Genomic DNA, 20,861 nt, shown 5'->3' with positions numbered 1-20,861 from the left:
AAATAGATGCTCTGCCTATTTTTCAGCTTTTCAAAAACTGGCAGATTTAAGATATCCAACGATTGTATCATTCAGCAGTATCAACGATTGGAACGAATATACTGTGACAAGGAGGTAACATTATGAGTTTTTTCGATTTTTTTAAACTACCTGATATTAATCAGGAATTGCTAGCTTTTCACAATACAAAAGAAGGCGTACTATTAGATGTAAGAACCCCTGAGGAATACAAAGAAGGACATATTCCCGGAAGCAAAAATGTCCCTCTACGCTCCTTATACGAAGGAACACCTGCTACACAGCTTCAGACACCTGTATTCGTTTACTGCCATTCAGGAGCCCGAAGTCGTCAAGCAGTTATCTTACTCAAAAAAATGGGGTATACGAATGTAAAAAATATAGGAGGCATCGCTTCCTATACAGGAAAGGTGGAAAAATAAAATGAAAATTGTAATTGTAGGCGGTGTAGCTGGCGGTGCAACTGCTGCCGCAAGACTCCGCAGATTGGACGAACATGCAGAAATCATTGTCTTTGAGCGCTCTGGATTTATTTCCTACGCAAACTGTGGACTTCCTTATTACATTGGAGATGTAATTACAGATTCAGACCTTCTTACTTTACAGACACCAGAAAGCTTCCTTTCTCGTTTCCGCGTATCCATGAAGGTACATCACGAAGTTACCTCCCTGCATCCGGAACGTCATGCAGTATCTGTAAAGAATCTGGAAACAGGAGAAGAATTTGAGGAAACCTATGACAAGCTCATCCTTTCTCCTGGTGCCAAGCCAACCCAGCCCAAACTTCCTGGTACAGATATCGACAAACTCTTTACACTGCGAACCGTAGAAGACACCCTGCGGATCAAAACCTATATTGAGAAAAACCAACCAAAGTCTGCTGTTTTGGCAGGAGGAGGCTTCATCGGATTAGAATTAGCCGAAAATCTCCGTGAGCTTGGCATGGAGGTCACCATTGTACAGCGACCAAAGCAGCTGATGAATCCGTTTGATTCAGATATGGCTGCCTTTCTCCATAATGAAATGCGTAAACATGGAGTAAAACTGGCTCTTGGACATACGGTAGAAGGATTTCAGGAAACTACAGATGGTGTCCGTGTTCTTTTAAAAGAAGAGGAACCTCTTTGTGCAGACATGGTAGTATTAGCTATTGGTGTTACTCCGGACACAAAACTAGCTAAAGATGCCGGTCTGGAACTTGGTATAAAAGACAGTATTTTAGTCAATGCGCATATGCAAACTTCCGCACCTGATATTTATGCTGTAGGGGATGCCGTACAAATAAAACATTCCGTCACCGGACAAGATACTTTAATTTCTCTTGCCGGACCTGCCAACAAGCAAGGACGTATTGCGGCAGAGCATATCTGTGGAAAAAACAGTTCTTATCCTGGCTCCCAGGGTAGTTCTGTGATTAAAGTATTTGATATGACTGCCGCTGTCACTGGTGTAAATGAAACCAATGCCAGAAAAGCCGGTCTGGCTGTAGACAAAGTAATTCTCTCTCCTATGAGCCATGCTGGCTATTATCCCGGAGGGAAAGTTATGACGATGAAAGTAGTATTTGAGAAAGAAACCTACCGGATCCTTGGGGCACAAATTGTGGGATATGAAGGTGTAGACAAGCGAATCGATGTACTTGCTACAGCCATCCATGCCGGGATGAAAGCTTCAGATCTGGCAGAATTAGATCTGGCCTATGCCCCTCCTTACTCTTCTGCCAAAGATCCAGTCAATCTGGCTGGATTTATGATAGAAAATATTTCTGATGGTACGTTAAAACAATTCCATCTGGAAGATATTAAAACGCTTCCCCTGGATGGCAGCGCTATTCTTCTGGATACACGAACCCCTGAGGAATACGAAAGAGGACATATGGCTGGATTTACAAATATCCCTGTAGATGTTCTGCGCGAACACCTAAAAGAACTCCCAAAAGAGAAACCAGTTTATGTCATGTGTCAAAGTGGTCTTAGAAGCTATATCGCCACCAGAATTCTGGAAGGAAATGGATATCGTGCTTACAACTTCTCCGGTGGATTCCGCTTCTATGATGCCGTTATGAATGATCGCTGCCTCATTGCATCCGCTGCCGCCTGCGGTATGGATCAATCATAAAACAACAAGGCTTTTTGTCCATACTCCTAAATGCATGACAAAAAGCCTCTTGTATTATATCTACTATTTCCAATAATTCGGAAACTGACTTCTCAACACCTTTGTGCAGACTCCCTCTCCTTCTCTGGCAAATTTCTCCTCATCCACTCCAGTCAGATGCCCATCTGCATACACAATCTTTCCATTAACAATCGTCATCCAGACAGGTCCTGTCACACCTGCTCTTGCAAGCAGATTTTTGGGATCATGGATTGCTCCGGTAAATTCCAGCCCTCTTGTATCAATAATAAATAAATCTGCTCCCTTTTCAACTTCCAGTGAGCCAAGATCATTTCTTCCAAGTGTTTTCGCTCCGTTGATTGTCGCCACTTTCAACATATCATACGCAGAAATACTTCCGCCTCTTTCCTTTGTGTGGTATGCCTGCATCAAATATGCCATGCGCAGTGCATCAAGTTCATTAGAGCTATCATTCGTTGCAGATCCATCACATCCAAGACTGACAACTATTCCCATGTCCTGAAGCTTTTTGATATCAAGTATTGGAAATCCTCCAAGAACTGCCGGTGCCGGGCAATGAGAAATCCCTGTCTTTGTCTGTGCGATCCGCGCATACTCTTCCGAAGTCAATTCCCATGCATGTGCATAGAAAACATCTTCCCCAATAAATCCAATCTGTTCGCACCATTCCAAGGTACGGATACCATAACGCGCTCTAATTCCTTCACTTTCTCCTTCTCCTAAATGTGTGTGAAGGCGAACCCCTTTATCTCTTGCAAGTTTTACAGATTCCACAAATGTATCTTTATAGCAGTTAATCGGCTGACACGGTGACACGACAATTTGGCTCATGGAATATGGTGATGCATCATGATAAGTATCAATCAAACGTTCGCAATCCTTGATAAATTCCTCTGTTGATTCTACCATCGCTGCCGGAATAGAACTTCCTTCTTCCCTCGGAAGTGTATTCCCCCCACGTCCCGCATGGTAACGGATTCCAAGTTGCGCTGCTGCTTCCATCTGTCTGTCCACTGGACTTTTCCCCGTAGCAGTTGTATAACAATATTGATGGTCAAATGCTGTCGTACATCCATGTTTCAAAAGATCTGCCATAGCTGTCATCGAAGAATAATAGATGACCTGATCATCGATTTTCTGGAAAATACGATAAATTTTATCAATCCAGTCCATCACCGTCAAATGCGGATAGTCAATCGTAATCAAATTTCTTACAAATGTTTGAAAAAAATGATGATGAGTATTCACCATTCCCGGATAGACGAATTTGCCTTTCCCATCAATCACCTCAGCCTCTTCCGCTTTCAGATCTTTCCCAATGGCAACAATTTTGGGACCATCAATCAATAGATCCGCATCATAGAATACCTCATCCTTTTCATTACAGGTTACAATTGCTTTCGCATTTTTTATTAAAATCTTACTCATCGCTTTCCTCCAAAATCCTGACTATATTCTGCAGGATTCTTCTTCCCTATCTATAATTCTCTTTTTTCCACGTCACTTTATCTTATCACTACCGCTCTTTTAGTGTTTATCTAGAACCACGGATATATGGTTTTCCAAGTTTGTCTGGCTGATTGCTCTTTCCAATTGAAATCAGTAGTGTTACCAATGTAATGACATATGGAAGCATTGCAAGCGCCTGTGTCGGTAACGGAACCCCTAATGCCTGAAGACGAATCTGCAGTGCATTTGCTCCTCCGAAAACAAAAGCTGCTCCTAATGCACCAAATGGCGTATATCTTCCTAATATTACCGCAGCAAGTGCAATGTAGCCACGTCCAGAAATCATATTTTCTGAGAATTTTCCAAGCTGCACAAGGACAAGTACCGCTCCACCAATTCCTCCCATAACTCCGTTGACAACGATTGCAATCCACTGATAACGGTAGACCGAAATCCCCGCTGCATCTGCAGACTGTGGATTCTCTCCAATTGCCGCAAACGCAAGTCCCGAAGATGTTTTCTTATAATATACTGCTGCTAGAATGACAAGCAGAACTACAAGATAAGTCATAATATCCTGACAAAAAAACGCCTCCCCGATCACCGGAATTTTACTTAGTACTGGAATCCGTATCACTTTCAATGTTTTCACCTGCTGATAAGCTTCTCCGGCAGACATCAGTTTGTATCCAAAACTGGTCACTCCCAACATAAAAATATTCAGAGCAATTCCACTCACAGACTGATCCTGTGACAGATAGATACACAAAAATCCATGGATAAGGCTGACCAGACATCCTCCCAGCATTCCACATAAAAATCCAATGAATATACTTTTACTATAAAATGCCCCTGCAAAAGAACCGAACGCTCCCCCTAACATCACGCCTTCCAGTCCGATATTTAAAATTCCTGTTTTCTCAAGAAAAACTTCTCCTAAAGCTGCATAAATAAGCGGAACTGCCATTCGAACTGCCGCCGCCAAAAATGCAGTGAAAAAAGTAATTGTAAAAATTTGTTCCAGCATCCTTATTCCTCCCTGCTTTTTCTTTTCCACAGTGACTTTTGAAACATATTTCTTCCTAATATAAGAAGCACTACAAATCCTACTAAAATACTTACAATTGCCGATGGAATCCCAAGCTGTCTCTGCATAGAATTTGCTCCTACTTGCATCGCCGCAAATGCAACTGACGCCACAAGAACACCCCACGGACGATTTCCGGCGATCAAAGCAATCAGAACCGCTGTATAACCACAGTCAGAAGAAATGCCCTCTAAAAGCTTTCTTTGGACCGCCAGCACCTCTACGACCCCTGCGATTCCTGCCAGTCCACCACTTAAAAATGCAGAGAGTACAATATTTTTCATCACAGAAATTCCGTTGCATTTTGCTCCTCGTTTGTTCATCCCAACAACTTTCATCTCATACCCGTATTTTGTCTTCTCCATCAAAATCCAAATTAATATAACAGCTCCGACTGCAAGAAAAATACCTGCATGCAATGTGGCAGGAGGCATTAAGTAAGAAAAAGCTGCATCACGCTCAATTCTAGCAGACTGTGGAACACTCCCCTTTGGATCCATTAAAAATGTACGGATTGCGATTCCCAAAAAGTTGATCGCAATATAGTTCAGCATGATCGTCACGATAATCTCTGAAATTCCAAATTTTGACTTCATGTAAGCCGCAAGCAATGCCCAAATTCCACCACAGAAAAACCCCGCCAAAACCGAGATCAAAATTCGTATTGTCCCCGGAATCTGAGTCAGATTTAAAGAGACAACTGCCGCCGCAATCGCTCCCATATAAAATTGTCCTTCTGCTCCAATATTAAAAAAACCTGTCCGAAAAGCGACCGCACATCCAAGTCCTGTAAAAATCAGAGGGGTTGCTTTTACGAAAATCTCACAGAATCCATTGAGATTTCCAAAAACACCACCAAAAAACCTTTGATATGCCTCCACAGGATTTGCGCCACACAACAGAATCAGGATTGTTCCTACTGCAATCGTCAAAAGTGTGATCCAGATGATATCTAGAAATTTTTTTCTATTTTCCATTAATTTGTTTCCTCCTTCGTAATCCCACCCATCAGAAGACCTATTTTTTCCAGCTCAGCTTCTTCTTTTTTTAGGATACCGACAATTTTTCCACCAAACATCACTGCCACTCTATCAGAAAGCTGCATGATTTCTTCTAAATCTGCTGAAATAAGAATCACACTCTTCCCTTCATTTCTCTGTTCCATCAAGACTTGTCGCACAAACTGTGTCGCTCCAATATCCAGCCCTCTTGTGGGCTGACTCGCAATAATTAGCTTTGAATGCTCTGTAATTTCTCTGGCAAGCACGATTTTCTGCTGATTTCCTCCGGACATCAGCTTAACCTGCGTATCTCCCGTGGAAGTTCCGGATGTTTTGATCCGATACTTTTCAATTGCTTTTACTGCATTTTCCCGGATGATATTTTTCTGGAAAATCCCGCTCTTCAAGTAAGGTCTTCTCTCATACTGTCTGAGGATTAAATTCTCTTCCACATTCATATCAAGGATAAGCCCATCCTGATGCCTGTCATCCGAGATGTAAGAAATCCCACGTGCAAATCTCTCTTTAATATTTTTTGCTGCAATCTCTTCCCCATAGAATGTAATCTTTCCTTTTGTCGTCTTTTGAATTCCAGCAATTACTTCCGCCAGCTCTCTCTGACCGTTTCCATCCACGCCTGCAATTCCAAGAATTTCTCCTTTATACACTTCCAGATTAATCTCGTCTAATACAGGCTTTTTGTGCGCTTTTCTGACTGTCACATTTTGAAGGAACAGTGCAGATTTTTTCTGTTCGGTTTCTTTTACTTCAAAATCATAATCCAACTGTCTTCCAATCATATAATTGGACAACTCCGTTGGATTCGTTTCTTTTGTCACAAGATCTATAATTTTTTTCCCATCTCGCAATATTGTGACACGGTCACTGATGCTCATAATTTCACTCATTCGATGGGTAATGATAATCACCGCATATCCTTCCATCTTCAATTTTCTGAGCACATCAAAAAACTGCTCTGTCTCTTGTGGAGTTAATACGCCTGTCGGTTCATCAAGGATCAACAATTCGACATTACGATAAAGCGCTTTTAATATTTCCACTCTTTGCTGCTGTCCTACGGAAAGCTCTGAAATCGTTGCTTCTGGATCTACTGACAATCCATATTTTTCTGCCAATTCCCCCAATTTCTTTTTTGCTCCTTTTCGATCAAGGAAAAATCCTTGCTTTCTCAGACCGAGTATCACGTTGTCCAGTACTGTCATTTTATTTACAAGAGAAAAATGCTGATGCACCATTCCAATCCCCTCTGCGATAGCATCTTTTGGAGAATAAAACTTCACTTTTTTTCCTTTCCAGAAAATTTCTCCTTCATCGGCAGAATAAATCCCAAATAAAATATTCATCAATGTCGTTTTACCTGCTCCATTTTCCCCAAGTAGTGCATGAATTTCTCCCTTTTTGACTGACAGATCCACCGCCTCATTTGCATAAACACCAGAAAATTTTTTACTGATCTGTTTCATTTCCAATATATTCATAGTGAAAACTCCTTTAAAACAGGCAGGTCCAATACACGTTCTCTGCGATTGTCCTGCCTCATCCTTTCTATGTGATTCGCTCTTTACTTTCCTGCTCTGTCTTTTGTATCGCATGGAACCTCAAAGCTTCCATCTTTGATTTTCGCTTCTGTTTCATCTACCAACTTCTTTACTTCTGCCGGAATCTCTTCTGCCATTTTTTCATTATACACCAGCTCTACGATTCCTTCTGCCATTCCAAGTTCTTTTACTTCCCCTTTGAACTTCCCTTCTTTGATGTCAGAAACTGCCGTTTTGATCAATTCTGGAACATGGTATACTGCAGAAGAAAGCACTGCATTTTCTGCCAACGAACTCTGATCATAGGAATCACCAGTTGCCAATACTCCTGCATCCTGCGCTGCATTTAACGCTCCTGTTCCAGATTCATTTGCACAATGTCCGATCACATCCGCACCATTATCAATCATTGCCTGCGCCGCCTCTTTTGCCAACGCTGTATCTGTAAAGGATCCTGTCCATGCTGTCTGATATTTGATATCTGCATTGACTTCTTTTGCACCATCTTCATACCCATTCATAATCTTTACGAGAGATGCACCTTGCACTGGACCGATGAATCCGATATTTCCTGTCTGTGACATTCCCGCCGCAAGCATTCCCTGAAGATATCCAGTCTCCTCACACTTCATCACATAAGAAGCAACATTTTCTGCTGAAGCATCCGCCTCAATGCAGATAAATTTTGTATTCGGATACAGTTCTCCAACTTCCAATGCCGGATCTCCAAATTGGAATCCATGTCCGATCACAACATCATACTCGTTCGATGCGTATTCAGTAAATGCAGAAGTCATATCGGATGGCTGCACATTTTCCGTGTATGCAATTTCACATCCTAATTCCTCCTCTACCAACTTCAGTCCTTCATACGCAGACTGGCACCATCCCATATCATTGACTGCACCAGTCACACAGAGGGCAACTTTCAGTTCTCCATCTTTTGCTTCTTTCTTCTCTTCCCCGGATGCTCCCCCGCATCCTGCAAGAATTCCTGCTGTCAAAGTTCCACATAACATCATAGCGAAAAATTTCTTCATCATCTTTCTCCTTCATCAAACGTATTCGTTTTATTCGTGTTCATTATAATGAATGATTCTGCTTTTGTCAATTCCATTCTTATTTTTCATGACAAATATTGTTTTCTGTGCTATCATAAAACCAATCAATTTACAAAAAGGGGGATATTATGTCAAAACTAAATCTTACAAGAATTGGATTTCTTTTGAAGAACCGAAGAGTCGAAAGTGGTTTATCTATCAGAGAATTATCGATAAAATCAGGGGTTGCTGCGGGGACGATCAGCCAGATTGAAACAGGTAAAACTTCCCCGAATCTCGTCAGTGTATATTCCCTATGCGAAACTTTGAATTTCCCTATTTCTGCACTCTTTATCCAGGATGACACCGACCGCGTAAAACTTGTCCGTAAAAATGAACGCACTTCCTTTGTTCGCAACACAAGCAATGGAGAGTCCATCGTAGAATCACTAGTTACAAAAGGGGAAAGCCGTATGTGGGGAGGCATTATCGATATGCCAGCCGGGACGAATTCCGGCGACTATTATTATCACGGTGGAGAAGAATTTGTGTTTATGCTAGAAGGTAGTATTACTTTCTCACTTGATCAGGTTGGGAATTATATTCTCGAAACAGGTGATACCTTGTACTATCCAAATGAAATCGGACACCGCTGGGAAAATCATACGAAAGAGCCTGCAAAATTTCTAATTGTATCTACTTCTGAATTCCGTCAGGATACGGAAGAAGATTTAAATTCAAAATAATGAATATTTTTCACACACTTTTATTGTTCAAAAATATGAACCATTGATTTTTAGATGATATACCTCTCTTCCCGCAAGAGCAATGCCATTAACAATCTTCTGACATAACAAAAGTGCCGGAGGCATTGATAATTACATCTGTAGTCTATTTTTACAAACTTTGCTTATCTCGTTTGCAAGATAGATATATCCGCACACTTCCGGCACTTCTATATAGAATTTTTACTTTCTTTTAATAATTTTCTGCATGTACCTCAAAATAACTCTGTGGGTGCGCACACACCGGACAGATTTCTGGTGCAACTGTTCCCACCGAGATATGTCCGCAGTTCCTACACTCCCACACTTTTACTTCACTCTTTCGAAACACTTGTTCTGTCTCTATATTCTTTAATAATGCTCTGTAGCGTTCTTCATGGTGCTTCTCAATCTCCGCAACCATGCGGAATTTTACTGCAAGTTCTGGAAATCCTTCTTCCTCTGCTGTTTTTGCAAATCCCTCATACATGTCTGTCCATTCATAGTTCTCACCTTCTGCTGCTGTCTTAAGATTATCTTTCGTTCCTCCAATCCCCATCAACTCTTTGAACCATATTTTTGCATGTTCCTTTTCATTATCCGCAGTCTTTTGGAATAATGAGGCAATCTGCTCATACCCTTCCTTTTTTGCAACAGATGCGAAATAAGTATACTTATTTCGCGCCTCTGACTCCCCTGAGAAAGCTACCTTTAAATTCTTTTCTGTTTCTGTTCCTACATATTTGTTTTCTCTCATAACAATATTCCTCCTTTCATTTTTTTGAAAAAACAGTCTAACGATCAACAATCCATCCTCATGTTTCTCAGAAATCCACTATCACATATTGCTTTTTGGCAAAACATAAATGATGCAATATCTAATATCATTATATCACAATGCTTTTTCCTTTCAACCTATCTCTTGCCTTATTCTCTGTTATTTTTCTTCTCATTAGTTTCATTCTTACTTGTCTTCTCTTTCCCTACTTGCTATACTGTTCTTATGCAAGATCAAGTCGCATCGCAGGCACTTTCCTGCCTTCGGTGCCTTTTTGACCAATCACACAGAAAGGATTTTTTAACATGAGAGCATATGAACGTTTATTAAAGTATGTAGTTGTCCGTACACCAAGTGATCATACAAGCTCAACGGTTCCAACTACTTCCTGCCAGTTTGACCTGGCACATCTTCTCGTAACAGAATTAAAAGAATTGGGGCTGACGGATGCCTCTGTCGATGAAAAGTGCTTTGTATACGCTTCTCTTCCTGCAACAAAAGGATATGAAGAGAAGACAAAGCTTGGATTTGTCGCACACATGGACACGGTATCAGACTTCTGCGACCATGACATCACCCCGATCGTGACAGAAAATTATGACGGGGAAGACCTTGTGCTCGGTACAAGCGGCCGCACACTGTCTGTAAAAAACTTCCCGCACCTTCCATCCCTGAAGGGACGCACATTGATCACAACGGACGGCACGACTGTACTCGGTGCAGATGACAAAGCAGGGATTGCTGAGATTATGACCATGTTAGAGCGGATTCAGAAAGAAGAGATCCCTCACGGAAAAATCTCTGTTGCATTTACTCCTGATGAAGAGGCTGGATCCGGTGTCAACCATTTCAATGTAAAAGACTTCGATGCAGAATTCGCCTACACGATGGATGGCGGTCCGGAGGGAGAGATCCAATATGAGAATTTCAATGCATGTGAAGCTATTGTTGAGATCAAAGGATTCAATGTCCACCCTGGTTCCAGTAAAGATACCATGATCAATGCCGCACTGGTTGCAATGGAATTCAATGCAATGCTTCCATCCTGCGAGACGCCGCGCGGTACCGAAGGATATGAAGGTTTCTATCATCTCTGTGAAATGTCCGGAGATGTTGCCAACGCAAAACTGGAATACATCATTCGTGATCACGATCCTCACTTTTTCGAGGCGCGTAAAAATACTATGCATCTGATTGCAAAACAACTCAATGCGAAGTGGGGAGAAGGTACTGTCACACTGACAATCCATGACCAGTACCGGAATATGTCAGAAGTGATCCAGGGTTGTATGCACCTGATCGATAATGCGGTGGAAGCTGCCAGACTTGCTGATATCGTACCAGATGTCGCACCAATCCGCGGGGGAACTGACGGATGTCGTTTAAGCTACATGGGACTTCCTTGTCCGAACCTTGGAACAGGAGGCTACGGCTATCACGGACCATATGAACATATCACCGCCGAAGGCATGGATCTTGCCACAGATATGATCGTAAAATTAATTCAGAAATATGCCGAATAATATTTTGATGTAGAAAAGAACGCACTGCAAGATGAAACTTCTCATTTGCAATGCGTTCTTTCTTTTTTACAAACCTCGTCCATTTTCGGATGTAAATATATTTTCTTCTTAGTCTAATTCTCCTTAAATCCTTCCCCGACCACATCATTTGACTCCATGATCACAATAAATGCCTTCGGGTCAATCTCTTTTGCCATCTTCCGGATTGTGTACATCTGTTTATTATTGCAGGCACACATTACAATCTCTTTCTCCTCTTTAGAATAGCTTCCCCTTCCTCTGAGAAAAGTAGCACCTCTTCCAGTATACTCATCAATCTTTGCCGCAATCTCATGAGGATAATCTGTCACGATCAATGTCATCTTTCCGGCATCAATTCCATACATTACTTTATCGACTACCGCAGACAGAAGATAAGTCACAATCAAGCCATAAATAATCCCTTCTACGTCCCGGAAAATAAAACTTCCCATCAAAACGATCAGCACATCCATCACAAATGCAATCTGACCGATAGATACATGAGGTTTCCATGCTTTTACCGACATGATCACAAAATCCGCACCTCCCGTGGAAGAGTTTCTCATATAAATCATTCCATATCCAAGCCCGGCTAATACACCTGTGCAGATTGCTGCTAACATTCGATTTCCCTCATATACTGGCAGCATCGGTGCCACCACATCCATCAATATCGAAGAAATGATCATTGTCTTTAGCGAACGAAGAAAAAATGTACGCCCAAGCAATTTATAACAGAGAAAGACTACAGGAATATTCAGCAAAATAGTCATTGCACCGATCGGTATATGAAATAGATGATAAAAAATCAATGCAATTCCTGAAAACCCGGTCATCGGAAACTGTGCTTTTACTGCAAAGTTATAAATCCCAACGGCAATCAAAAACCCTCCTACAAAATCAATCAAAATATCAATTGCCAGTTCTTTTCCATTTATTCTCTTCATGATCTCTGCCTCCTGCTTTTTCTTTCCCTGTCGATATGATCTTATTTTCTTTTACCAAATCCCCCCAATACCCGAAAAAGCATTTGCAAATCATAAAAATTATCATTCGCAAATGCTCTTCTGTTATTAAGTATAACGCGGTAAATTCCAAAAGTCAATTTACTTCTTCCGGAATATTTGTGCAAATACTACAAGAATACTTCCTGTAAAAATAAATAGATCTCCTAAATTAAACACAATATTCTGTATTTTTTTCCATCTGCACCGGAAACTAAAGTAGTCGACAACATACTTTCTCCGAAAACGATCATATAAATTGCTGCACGCACCTCCAAGAACAAGCGCCCATCCGGTCTTTTCCACTGTTCTTCCGCCCTTTGCCAACAAACACAGCTCATACACCAAAAGAAACACTCCAAGCCCTGCCGTCAACCACTTTACGAATCCCGGTTTATTCTCCAGCAAATTCATTGCCATCCCACTGTTATAGCTTTTTCTGAGCAGGATTCTCCCACCTGCCGCCCTTCTGATATCCGCTTCCGTGAAATGATTCTCCACATACCATTTTATTCCCAGATCCAAGGCAAGCAAACTACCTGCTATGAGTAAATAAATCATAATTTCCCTCTGCGTGTCGCTATTCTCGAATATCCTCCACGCTCTCCTTTATATGTTCTTTCACCTCATGAACAGATTCTCTGACATCCTCAGCAATCTCAGATGCTGCATCTTTTACATGCTCTACGGATACTTTCGTCACATCTGCCGCCTTCTCCATAATATCCTCAATCACTTCTTCTGTTGTCTCTTCCATTTTAGCACTTTCCGATACATCACTCTCTGCAAAAATATCTTCACATTCCTGCGGCATCTCTTCTCTCTTCACCTCTGCTCCACAATGCGGACAAAACTTCATATCTTTCTCAATCAGTTCCTTGCAATTCTCACATTCTTTCACGCCTTTCATATCCGCAAGTTTCTTCTCAAAGGCAGCGATGATCATTCTTCTCTTCCTGATTTCCTCGCAGATTACTTCCAGTTCTCCATCTACAGCCTCTTCTTTTCGGAAGCGTTCATAAATGATCTTTCCAAGATCTGTCAGATCTCCCTGATTGCTGCGCTCCAGACTGCGGATCTGGCTTTTCAGCTTCTGTACTTCCATAACCTCTTCCGTCTTTTTCCCTACATTTCCTGCTGTCTCTGTAATAAATTTTCCTAAATCTTCAAAAAATTCTTTCATCGCGCTCTTCCTTTCTGTCCTTTGCTCTTCTTTTCTGTATCGGAATGCAGTCACACATGTAGTTTGTGCGATCTACATCCTAAAATGTCCGAAGCTGTTCAAACGTATTGTAGAGATTCAAGCTGCCATATCCCCACGATCTGTTTGGATACACTTCCGTGTCTTTACGCTCTGTACCGAGAATCATCAGATTCTTCAGCTGGATCGAGTCAATATTCGTTCTGCCCAATTGATAAACTATCCACTCAAACAGAAGTGCTGTCGCTCCGGCAGTGATCCCCGTCGCAATACTGGATCCAGTCCTCTTTGTGAACTGCCCACGGCTTACTGCACCCGTCACATCTACTCCGGGCGCCGCGAATTCCGGCTTGAGTCTTCCACCTCTAGTATACCCCCTTCCCGAGTCGATGGCAATACTCTTATCTGCCCCATTGTAACTTGCAACCGTCATCGGATCCGGTGTATTTCCAGGTTCTGTAATAGTAGTATCTGGATTTGACTGCAGAAAATATACATCTCCGGTCAAAAATTCTGCAACCGGAAGCCACATATGGAAAATCCCATCCGCCAGCTGTTGTGGTTCTACCACAATTCTCCAGATTCCCGGGGATGGATCCGCAAAACGCATCAGGATCAATTCGGAATTCGTCCGCTCCACCAACAGCCTATAATCCAAATAGACACTCGTTCTCTCAAACACAAAGTTTAGCACCGTTCCGATTCCCTGTCTCACTGGCACAAGGGGAATTTTCTCCCCGGCAGGCGAAACAATGGAAACCGCAAACACATTCGGAATCTCGGTCCACAACTCCAGCGAAAATCCTTTTACACCTTCCGCCACACGGATCTCCACATTCTTACTGTCCGCCATATTTTCTATCAGCCCATAATAATGATGCCTTTGATTCGCTTCATTTCCACCACCAATCACAATCCCCATATTAGCAGTGTAGGAAGATATCTCCAGCAAGTTGCAAAGCGGAGAAGTCCCATTATGATCCCCCATATTGGTTCCAAGGGCAATGCACAGAACTAATGGAATTTTTTTCTTCTTTGCCAGATCGGCCAGATACCGGATTCCAAGCATAATATCGTTCTCCTGGTAGCACTCTGCATCGTCTCCAATCAAATAGAAATCCTTTAAATATTGTTTGGCTTTTTTTAATTTTACAATGCCAAGTGTGGCTTCCGGCGCAGCTCCTTTAAATCGATTTTCAATGTTTTCACTTCCTGCCGCAATACTCGCAAGAAATGTCCCATGGCTGTTCTCATCTTTGGATGGAACAACTTCCAGAGGATTCTCTCTTTGTAACGCCTCGTTAATCTTCTCCTCTGTATACTCTGTTCCGTAAACAAATCCCTGGGGAGGAGCTCCCTCCTGGATCGTCTGATCCCAGATTCCCGCAATCCTTGTGGTTCCGTCAAGATTTCGAAAAATTGGATTCTGATAATCGATACCAGTATCAATAAATCCAATCATCACGCCCTTTCCTGTCAGTTTCAGTGTAGGATAATTCTGAATCTGGCTGATTCCTGCCTCATTTAGCGCTTCTGTATCCAAAAGAGTATAACACTTCGGAATTGCCCCATACGTAAACCGATCCAAAGACATCGGATCTGCAAACATCTTGTCAATATATACAACGTGATATTCATACCCGACATACTGCTCACAGAGTTCTGCACCTGAAATTCCATTAAGAAAATATGGTCTTTTACTTTCAAAAATAAAATCCCGGTATTCTTCGGACATCGCTCTGCTTCTGCATATTTCTATAGTTTCCGGCATCATAACCTCCAAATTTTGTCAATCTTTACATCATATAAAAACAGGACACTGAATATGCTTCAATGTCCTGAATTCTCTATTCTCCCGTAAGCAGTGCCTGTCCTCTGAGTGTGATGACAGGACCTCCGGTTCCTTCGATATATTCTTTTGTGATCGTCACCTGTCCGATGTTATCATCCTTCGGAATCTCATACATGATATCCAACATAAATTCCTCGATGATCGCACGAAGCGCACGGGCACCAGTATTCTTCTCCATGGCACGCTTCGCGATTGCCTCTAATGCTGCTTCGTCAAACTCCAGCTTGACTTCGTCAAGCGCAAGAAGCTTCTGATACTGCTTTAAGATTGCATTTTTTGGTTCCTTTAAGATCTTGACCAACATCTCTTCATTCAATCCCTGAAGTGTAAAGATGATCGGCAGACGTCCGATAAATTCCGGGATCATTCCAAAGTTTCGAAGATCTTCGGCAGTCACTTTCTCAAGGATGTTCTTATCGTGATTCCACTTATCCTTCAAATCAGCGGTAAACCCAATCGACGCCTGCTTGTTCAGACGCTCCTTGATGATCTCCTCAAGATCTGGGAATGCTCCGCCGCAGATGAACAGAATATTCTTCGTATTCACAGTCGTAAGTGGCACCATTGCATTTTTGCTGTTTGCCCCTACCGGAACCTCCACTTCACTTCCCTCTAAAAGTTTTAACATTCCCTGCTGTACAGATTCCCCGCTGACATCTCTCTGGCTGGAATTTCTTTTCTTTGCAATCTTGTCAATCTCATCGATAAAGATAATCCCTCTCTCCGCCTTCTCCACATCGTTGTCTGCAGCTGCCAGAAGCTTTGAGACAACACTTTCAATATCGTCACCAATGTATCCGGCCTCTGTCAAAGAAGTCGCATCTGTAATCGCAAGCGGTACATCCAGAAGTCTCGCAAGCGTCTTTACAAGATACGTCTTTCCACTTCCGGTTGGCCCGATCATCAACATATTGGACTTCTCAATCTCGATATCATCCATCGTATCTGTCGCTACCCTCTTATAGTGATTGTAGACAGCAACTGCCATTGCCTTCTTCGCATGCTCCTGCCCTACCACATATTCATCTAATTTTGCCTTGATCTTATGCGGTGCCGGAATATCTTTAAGATTCAGCGCAGGCTCTTTCTTCTCGCCTTCTTTTTTCTTCTTGACCGGCTTCGCCTTTGGCATCATATTCTCAAGTTCTGCCATGTTCATAATATGAACGCCCGGCATATTCATCAGCTTACTATAATCAAAATTACTATTCGACATTAGATCAAAGCTCTTCTGCATACAGTCAGAACATACTGTAATATTGTTCGGAAGCTCAATCATCTTCCCCGCAATGCTCTCCGGGCGGTTGCAAAGTGAACAATACTTTTCATATCCTGCATCGTCCGGCACATCCGGATGCTCTTTTCCATGCTTCTCCACATGTTTGTCTTCTTTTCCTTCTGTAATCTCATCTATGATCTCACTGTCTATCGTCAAATCTTTTTCTGACATACTTTTTCCTTCTTTCTACCATATATGGGTCTATTATATCGTAGTCGTTTCGCTGAAACAAGTTAAGAATCTATAAATTCTCCTTAATTATTTCCAATCATCTTCAAAAATGTATCCTCGGAAATGATTGGAATCCCAAGTTCCCTCGCTTTTTTATTCTTTGAAGATGTTGATTCCACATCATTGTTGATCAGCCAGTTCGTCTTTGATGTGACAGACCCGGTCACTTTTCCTCCTTTGCTCTCAATGACCTCTTTCACTTCATTCCGGTTTGCAAAATGCTCCACACTTCCTGTGATCACAAAGTTCATGCCTGCGAAGATCTGTTCTTCCTGAGTCGTCTCTTCCTCTGGAATCTTCACTTCCTCAAGTAGTCTGAAAAATTCCTCCCGATGGTCTTCCACTGCAAAATAATCAACAAAAGCCCTCGCGATCACATCACCGACTCCCTGGATCTCATTCAGCGCTTCTACATCTGCCTGAAGCATTTTCTCTACATCATAATCAAATGCACGACAGATCATCTTTGCATTGGAAAGCCCGATATTCGCAATGCCAAGCCCATAGATCAACTTTGGCAGTGTAGTTGTCCGCGCTTTCTCAATACTATCCTGAAGGTTTTTGTAAGATTTTTCCCCAAATCCCTCCATCGACCGGATTTCCTCTCCATATCGCTCCAAATGAAAAATATCAGAGAAATGGCGGATAAATCCGCGTGTGATAAATTTCTCGAGTGTCGCTTCAGACAACCCATCAATATTGAGCGCATCTCTGCTCACAAACAGTGAAAACGCCTTGATATGCTTCGCCCCACACTCTGGGTTCGTGCAGTATAATGTCTTCGTATCGCTGACCTGACGGATCTCTGTCTCACCGCCACATGCCGGACAGCATTCCGGCACCGGATCCATCCCACTTCGCGTAAGATTTTCTGCAATCTGCGGAATAATCATATTCGCCTTATATACTTGAATCGTGTCCCCGATCCCAAGCTCTAACTCTTCCATAATGCTTAAGTTGTGGACACTTGCACGGCTGACTGTAGTTCCTTCCAGTTCCACCGGATCAAAAATTGCCACCGGATTAATCAGTCCAGTCCTTGACGGACTCCATTCTATTTCCCGCAAAGTTGTCTCCCGGATCTCGTCTGCCCACTTAAACGCAAAAGAATCTCTTGGGAACTTCGCTGTACTTCCAAGAGATTGTCCGTAAGCAATATCATCGTAAGTGAGTACAAGTCCATCGGACGGAATATCATTCTCTTCAATATGCTCCGCAAAAAATCGAACACGTTCTTCCAGAGTATCCTTTGTCACCTCATAGTGTTCCACTACATCAAATCCCTGCTCTTTCAGCCACTCAAGCTGAATATTCCTTGAATTTTGGAAGTCCACTCCATCCGCCTTGACAAGCGAAAATGCGTAAAACTGCACATTTCTTCGCGCTGTAATCTTATTGTTCAGCTGACGCACTGAGCCGCTGCACAGATTTCTCGGATTTTTGTATTTTGCATCCACATCTTCGATTTCTTCATTGATCTTCTCAAAGTCCCGATAACCAATCACCGCTTCCCCTCGAAGGATCAATTCTCCCCGGTAAGCAATCCGAAGCGGTACATTCTGAAACACTTTTGCATTGTTTGTGATTACTTCTCCGACCTCACCGTTACCACGCGTTACCGCCTTTTTCAGTTCTCCATTCTCATAAGTCAGCACGATTGTAAGTCCATCAAGTTTCCAGGAGATCACTGCTTTTTTCTCTCCGACAAATTCTTTCAGTCTGTCTGTCTCCTTTGTCTTATCAAGTGATAACATCGGCTTCTCGTGCCGCTCCTTCGGAAGTTCACTCAATACTTCATACCCAACATTGACGGTCGGGCTGTTCGCCATCGTAATTCCTAGTTCCTGCTCCAGTACAAGTAACTCATCGTACAGCCTGTCATACTCATGGTTACTCATAATTTCCTTTGCATCCTGATAATAAGCTTTCCCCGCTTGATTTAACAGCTGTACCAGTTCCTGCATTCTCTGCTTTTTCTGTTCCATACTCTACTGCTCCTCATATACTGTGTTGTTGGAAGAACCTTTCAATTGTTCATATAACTCGTCCAGTTCTCTTCCGGTCACTTCGCGGTATTCTCCACTTTTTAGATTTCCAAGTTCGATATTCATCACCCGTACCCGCTCCAACCTTGTCACTTGATATCCAAAATATTCACACATTCTGCGAATCTGTCGGTTCAATCCCTGTGTCAGGATAATGCGAAATTTATATTTTCCAGTCTTTTCTACTTTGCACGGTCTTGTCACCGTGTCTAAGATCGGTACCCCTTCTGACATTTTCCGAACAAATTCTTTTGTCACTTCCTTGTTGACAGTCACCTTGTACTCTTTCTCATGGCAGTTGCCCGCACGCATCATCTTGTTAATAATATCGCCGTTGTTTGTCATAAGAAGAAGCCCTTCGGAATCCTTATCAAGTCTTCCAATATAGGTGATCCTCGTTGGATAATTTAAAAAACGGATAATGTTTTTCTTCTCCCGTTTTTCCTCTGTACAGACGATTCCGGTCGGTTTATTGACTGCAAGCAGGACCATCCGGTCTTTTTTCTGTATCACTTTCTTTCCAACGCACACTTCCTGATCTTTCGTGACACGCATTCCCATCTCTGCTCGTCTGCCATCGACAGTGACTCTTCCACTCTCGATCAATCTATCTGCTTCTCTCCTCGAGCAGACACCTGCCTCACTTAAAAATTTATTTAACCGCACCGACTCTTTCGGCGCGTCAAATTCTCTCTCTATCTGATTACTCACTCGCTAACACTCCACTTAAATTATTGTCTGTAAAAAACGTATTTCCATTGTATAAAAACAGTACATCTGTAATCCTGTCTTCCTCAATGAGATCATCCAGATCCCCGTAATAATACCGCGGATCTACAAGCACGATTTCCCTGTAATATGGTGTCAGAAACGGCACAAAACAGTTCGCATAAGAATCTTTTAAGATCAATAGTCTCCGATTCTTCTCTGAAGTTGTCTTAATATCTACCAATGCATGATTCCCATTTAAGAACATTCCATACTTATCCTTTTCTTCCAGCTTCTCTGAACTGTACATGGAAGCACTCTTTTCCTTCTCCTCCACATAGTTGACAACAACCTCTGTATCATTTTTCTCTGGAAGATAAATATCAATGTTCTCTCTTCTTGACCGCTCATAACCACTTGTAGCCGACAGTGTCCCATTAAACTCTTCTGTGACCGTATGCGGTACAAATGCTGTCATCTCCTCCTGCAAAATCCCCAGGTCTCCTGCCGCCTCCTGAAATGCATAATATGCCCCTTTTGTTGTCCAGTGATGGTCTGTACGATAATAAATTTCTTCATTTTTATGTTGGTTTAACGTCTTTGCTGCATCAATCCATTGAATGCCCGCCGCTGAAACAATCTCCTCTGTCCTCTTTAACTGTGCATTCTGATCTTCTGTTGCTGCAAATGCCGGAAGTTTCTCCTTTAAAATATTTGCCGCATTCGGTGCAATCAACATATGCATTTTCAAATCTGGATAGCGCGCAGCAAATGCTGTCACTGCATCCATATTTTCCTTGTAAGAGGCTTGATCAAGCACGCTGATCTCCTCTAGCAGATACCCATCTGCTCCTTTAAAAACCCCGTTGGAATCTTTTTTCCCAAGGAGCAGATCTGCTTTTGTCTTTAGGCTTACCCAGAAATCTCTTCCAAGAAACTGATCTGATTTGTACTTTTCATACTGACTCATGAATTTTCCACTCATGACAGTCTCCACCGATGCCTTCGGCTTTGTTGCAAGCATCCGATTCTCTTCCTCAGAAAATTTTCTTTCCTTTGTAATCCCATCCGCCAGAACTAACAGCGCTATACAGGAAATAAATCCAAGCGCCATCCAAAGTCTGACCTTTCTTCTCTTTCTGTTTACTCTATTCATCCGTCT

18 protein-coding genes are annotated in these 20,861 nt (G+C 42.2%); 4 read left to right on the top strand and 14 right to left on the bottom strand.

Features of this window, described 5'->3' with window-relative positions; all coding sequences use genetic code 11:
• The first annotated feature begins 122 nt into the window (after positions 1-122).
• Both ACGG81_RS04305 and ACGG81_RS04300 read left to right on the top strand, forming a co-directional pair.
• Complete coding sequence (locus ACGG81_RS04305; protein ID WP_117576383.1) at positions 123-440, top strand: rhodanese-like domain-containing protein; 318 nt, start codon at positions 123-125, stop codon at positions 438-440.
• 1 nt (position 441) lies between these two features.
• A complete protein-coding gene (locus tag ACGG81_RS04300; protein ID WP_320852209.1) occupies positions 442-2,136 on the top strand; it encodes an FAD-dependent oxidoreductase in 1,695 nt (564 codons plus the stop codon).
• Between the two features lie 63 nt (positions 2,137-2,199).
• Here ACGG81_RS04300 and ACGG81_RS04295 read toward each other — a convergent pair whose 3' ends face one another.
• The 5 genes from ACGG81_RS04295 to ACGG81_RS04275 form a co-directional block, all read right to left on the bottom strand.
• Entirely contained in the window at positions 2,200-3,585 is a 1,386-nt protein-coding gene (locus tag ACGG81_RS04295; RefSeq protein WP_320852210.1) for an amidohydrolase, read from the bottom strand.
• A 106-nt stretch (positions 3,586-3,691) separates the two neighbouring features.
• A complete protein-coding gene (locus tag ACGG81_RS04290) occupies positions 3,692-4,633 on the bottom strand; it encodes an ABC transporter permease (protein ID WP_320852211.1) in 942 nt (313 codons plus the stop codon).
• A gap of 2 nt (positions 4,634-4,635) precedes the next feature.
• Complete coding sequence (locus ACGG81_RS04285) at positions 4,636-5,670, bottom strand: ABC transporter permease (RefSeq protein WP_320852212.1); 1,035 nt, start codon at positions 5,668-5,670, stop codon at positions 4,636-4,638.
• The gene (locus ACGG81_RS04280; protein ID WP_320852213.1) at positions 5,670-7,193 is read right to left on the bottom strand and encodes an ABC transporter ATP-binding protein; all 1,524 of its coding nucleotides are present in this window, start codon (positions 7,191-7,193) and stop codon (positions 5,670-5,672) included. The genes ACGG81_RS04285 and ACGG81_RS04280 overlap by 1 nt, the downstream gene beginning before the upstream one ends.
• A gap of 83 nt (positions 7,194-7,276) precedes the next feature.
• Positions 7,277-8,293, bottom strand: a complete 1,017-nt coding sequence (locus ACGG81_RS04275) for a BMP family protein (RefSeq protein WP_016440091.1) — start codon at positions 8,291-8,293, stop codon at positions 7,277-7,279.
• Between the two features lie 149 nt (positions 8,294-8,442).
• Between ACGG81_RS04275 and ACGG81_RS04270 the strand changes: the two genes are divergently transcribed.
• Positions 8,443-9,039, top strand: a complete 597-nt coding sequence (locus ACGG81_RS04270; protein WP_016440090.1) for a helix-turn-helix domain-containing protein — start codon at positions 8,443-8,445, stop codon at positions 9,037-9,039.
• A 232-nt stretch (positions 9,040-9,271) separates the two neighbouring features.
• Here the strand turns inward: ACGG81_RS04270 and rbr are convergent, their stop codons facing one another.
• A complete protein-coding gene (gene rbr / locus ACGG81_RS04265) occupies positions 9,272-9,814 on the bottom strand; it encodes a rubrerythrin (protein ID WP_016440089.1) in 543 nt (180 codons plus the stop codon).
• Positions 9,815-10,140: 326 nt separating this feature from the next.
• On the opposite strand from rbr, the gene pepT reads away from it, so the two are divergent.
• Positions 10,141-11,358: a peptidase T gene (pepT, locus tag ACGG81_RS04260; RefSeq protein WP_120090659.1), complete on the top strand. Its 1,218-nt coding sequence runs from the start codon at positions 10,141-10,143 to the stop codon at positions 11,356-11,358.
• A gap of 113 nt (positions 11,359-11,471) precedes the next feature.
• Here pepT and ACGG81_RS04255 read toward each other — a convergent pair whose 3' ends face one another.
• From ACGG81_RS04255 to ACGG81_RS04220, 8 genes are all read right to left on the bottom strand, one after another.
• Positions 11,472-12,326 carry a YitT family protein gene (locus ACGG81_RS04255; RefSeq protein WP_390109777.1) on the bottom strand — a complete coding sequence of 285 codons (855 nt, stop codon included), beginning with the start codon at positions 12,324-12,326 and terminating at the stop codon, positions 11,472-11,474.
• A gap of 159 nt (positions 12,327-12,485) precedes the next feature.
• A complete protein-coding gene (gene lspA, locus ACGG81_RS04250; protein ID WP_120090656.1) occupies positions 12,486-12,944 on the bottom strand; it encodes a signal peptidase II in 459 nt (152 codons plus the stop codon).
• A 19-nt stretch (positions 12,945-12,963) separates the two neighbouring features.
• Positions 12,964-13,566 (bottom strand): zinc ribbon domain-containing protein, encoded by a 603-nt coding sequence (locus ACGG81_RS04245; RefSeq protein WP_390109774.1) that lies wholly within the window; start codon positions 13,564-13,566, stop codon positions 12,964-12,966.
• 79 nt (positions 13,567-13,645) lie between these two features.
• The gene (locus ACGG81_RS04240) at positions 13,646-15,355 is read right to left on the bottom strand and encodes a S8 family peptidase (protein ID WP_390109771.1); all 1,710 of its coding nucleotides are present in this window, start codon (positions 15,353-15,355) and stop codon (positions 13,646-13,648) included.
• 76 nt (positions 15,356-15,431) lie between these two features.
• Complete coding sequence (clpX, locus tag ACGG81_RS04235) at positions 15,432-16,886, bottom strand: ATP-dependent Clp protease ATP-binding subunit ClpX (RefSeq protein WP_008976373.1); 1,455 nt, start codon at positions 16,884-16,886, stop codon at positions 15,432-15,434.
• Between the two features lie 83 nt (positions 16,887-16,969).
• Positions 16,970-18,931 carry an NAD-dependent DNA ligase LigA gene (gene ligA, locus ACGG81_RS04230; RefSeq protein ID WP_320852214.1) on the bottom strand — a complete coding sequence of 654 codons (1,962 nt, stop codon included), beginning with the start codon at positions 18,929-18,931 and terminating at the stop codon, positions 16,970-16,972.
• Positions 18,932-18,934: 3 nt separating this feature from the next.
• On the bottom strand, positions 18,935-19,702 hold the full coding sequence (gene rluF, locus ACGG81_RS04225; protein WP_008976376.1) for a 23S rRNA pseudouridine(2604) synthase RluF: 768 nt from the start codon (positions 19,700-19,702) through the stop codon (positions 18,935-18,937).
• The gene (locus ACGG81_RS04220; RefSeq protein ID WP_318265098.1) at positions 19,695-20,855 is read right to left on the bottom strand and encodes a DHHW family protein; all 1,161 of its coding nucleotides are present in this window, start codon (positions 20,853-20,855) and stop codon (positions 19,695-19,697) included. Before ACGG81_RS04220 ends, rluF begins: the two co-directional genes overlap by 8 nt.
• Positions 20,856-20,861 lie beyond the last annotated feature (6 nt).

Source organism: Faecalimonas umbilicata (genome assembly GCF_042846195.1).
In the GTDB taxonomy this organism is placed as follows: Bacteria; Bacillota; Clostridia; order Lachnospirales; family Lachnospiraceae; genus Faecalimonas; species Faecalimonas umbilicata.
The sequence above is the reverse complement of the archived record's forward strand: the minus strand, read 5'-3'. Positions and strand labels throughout refer to the sequence as shown.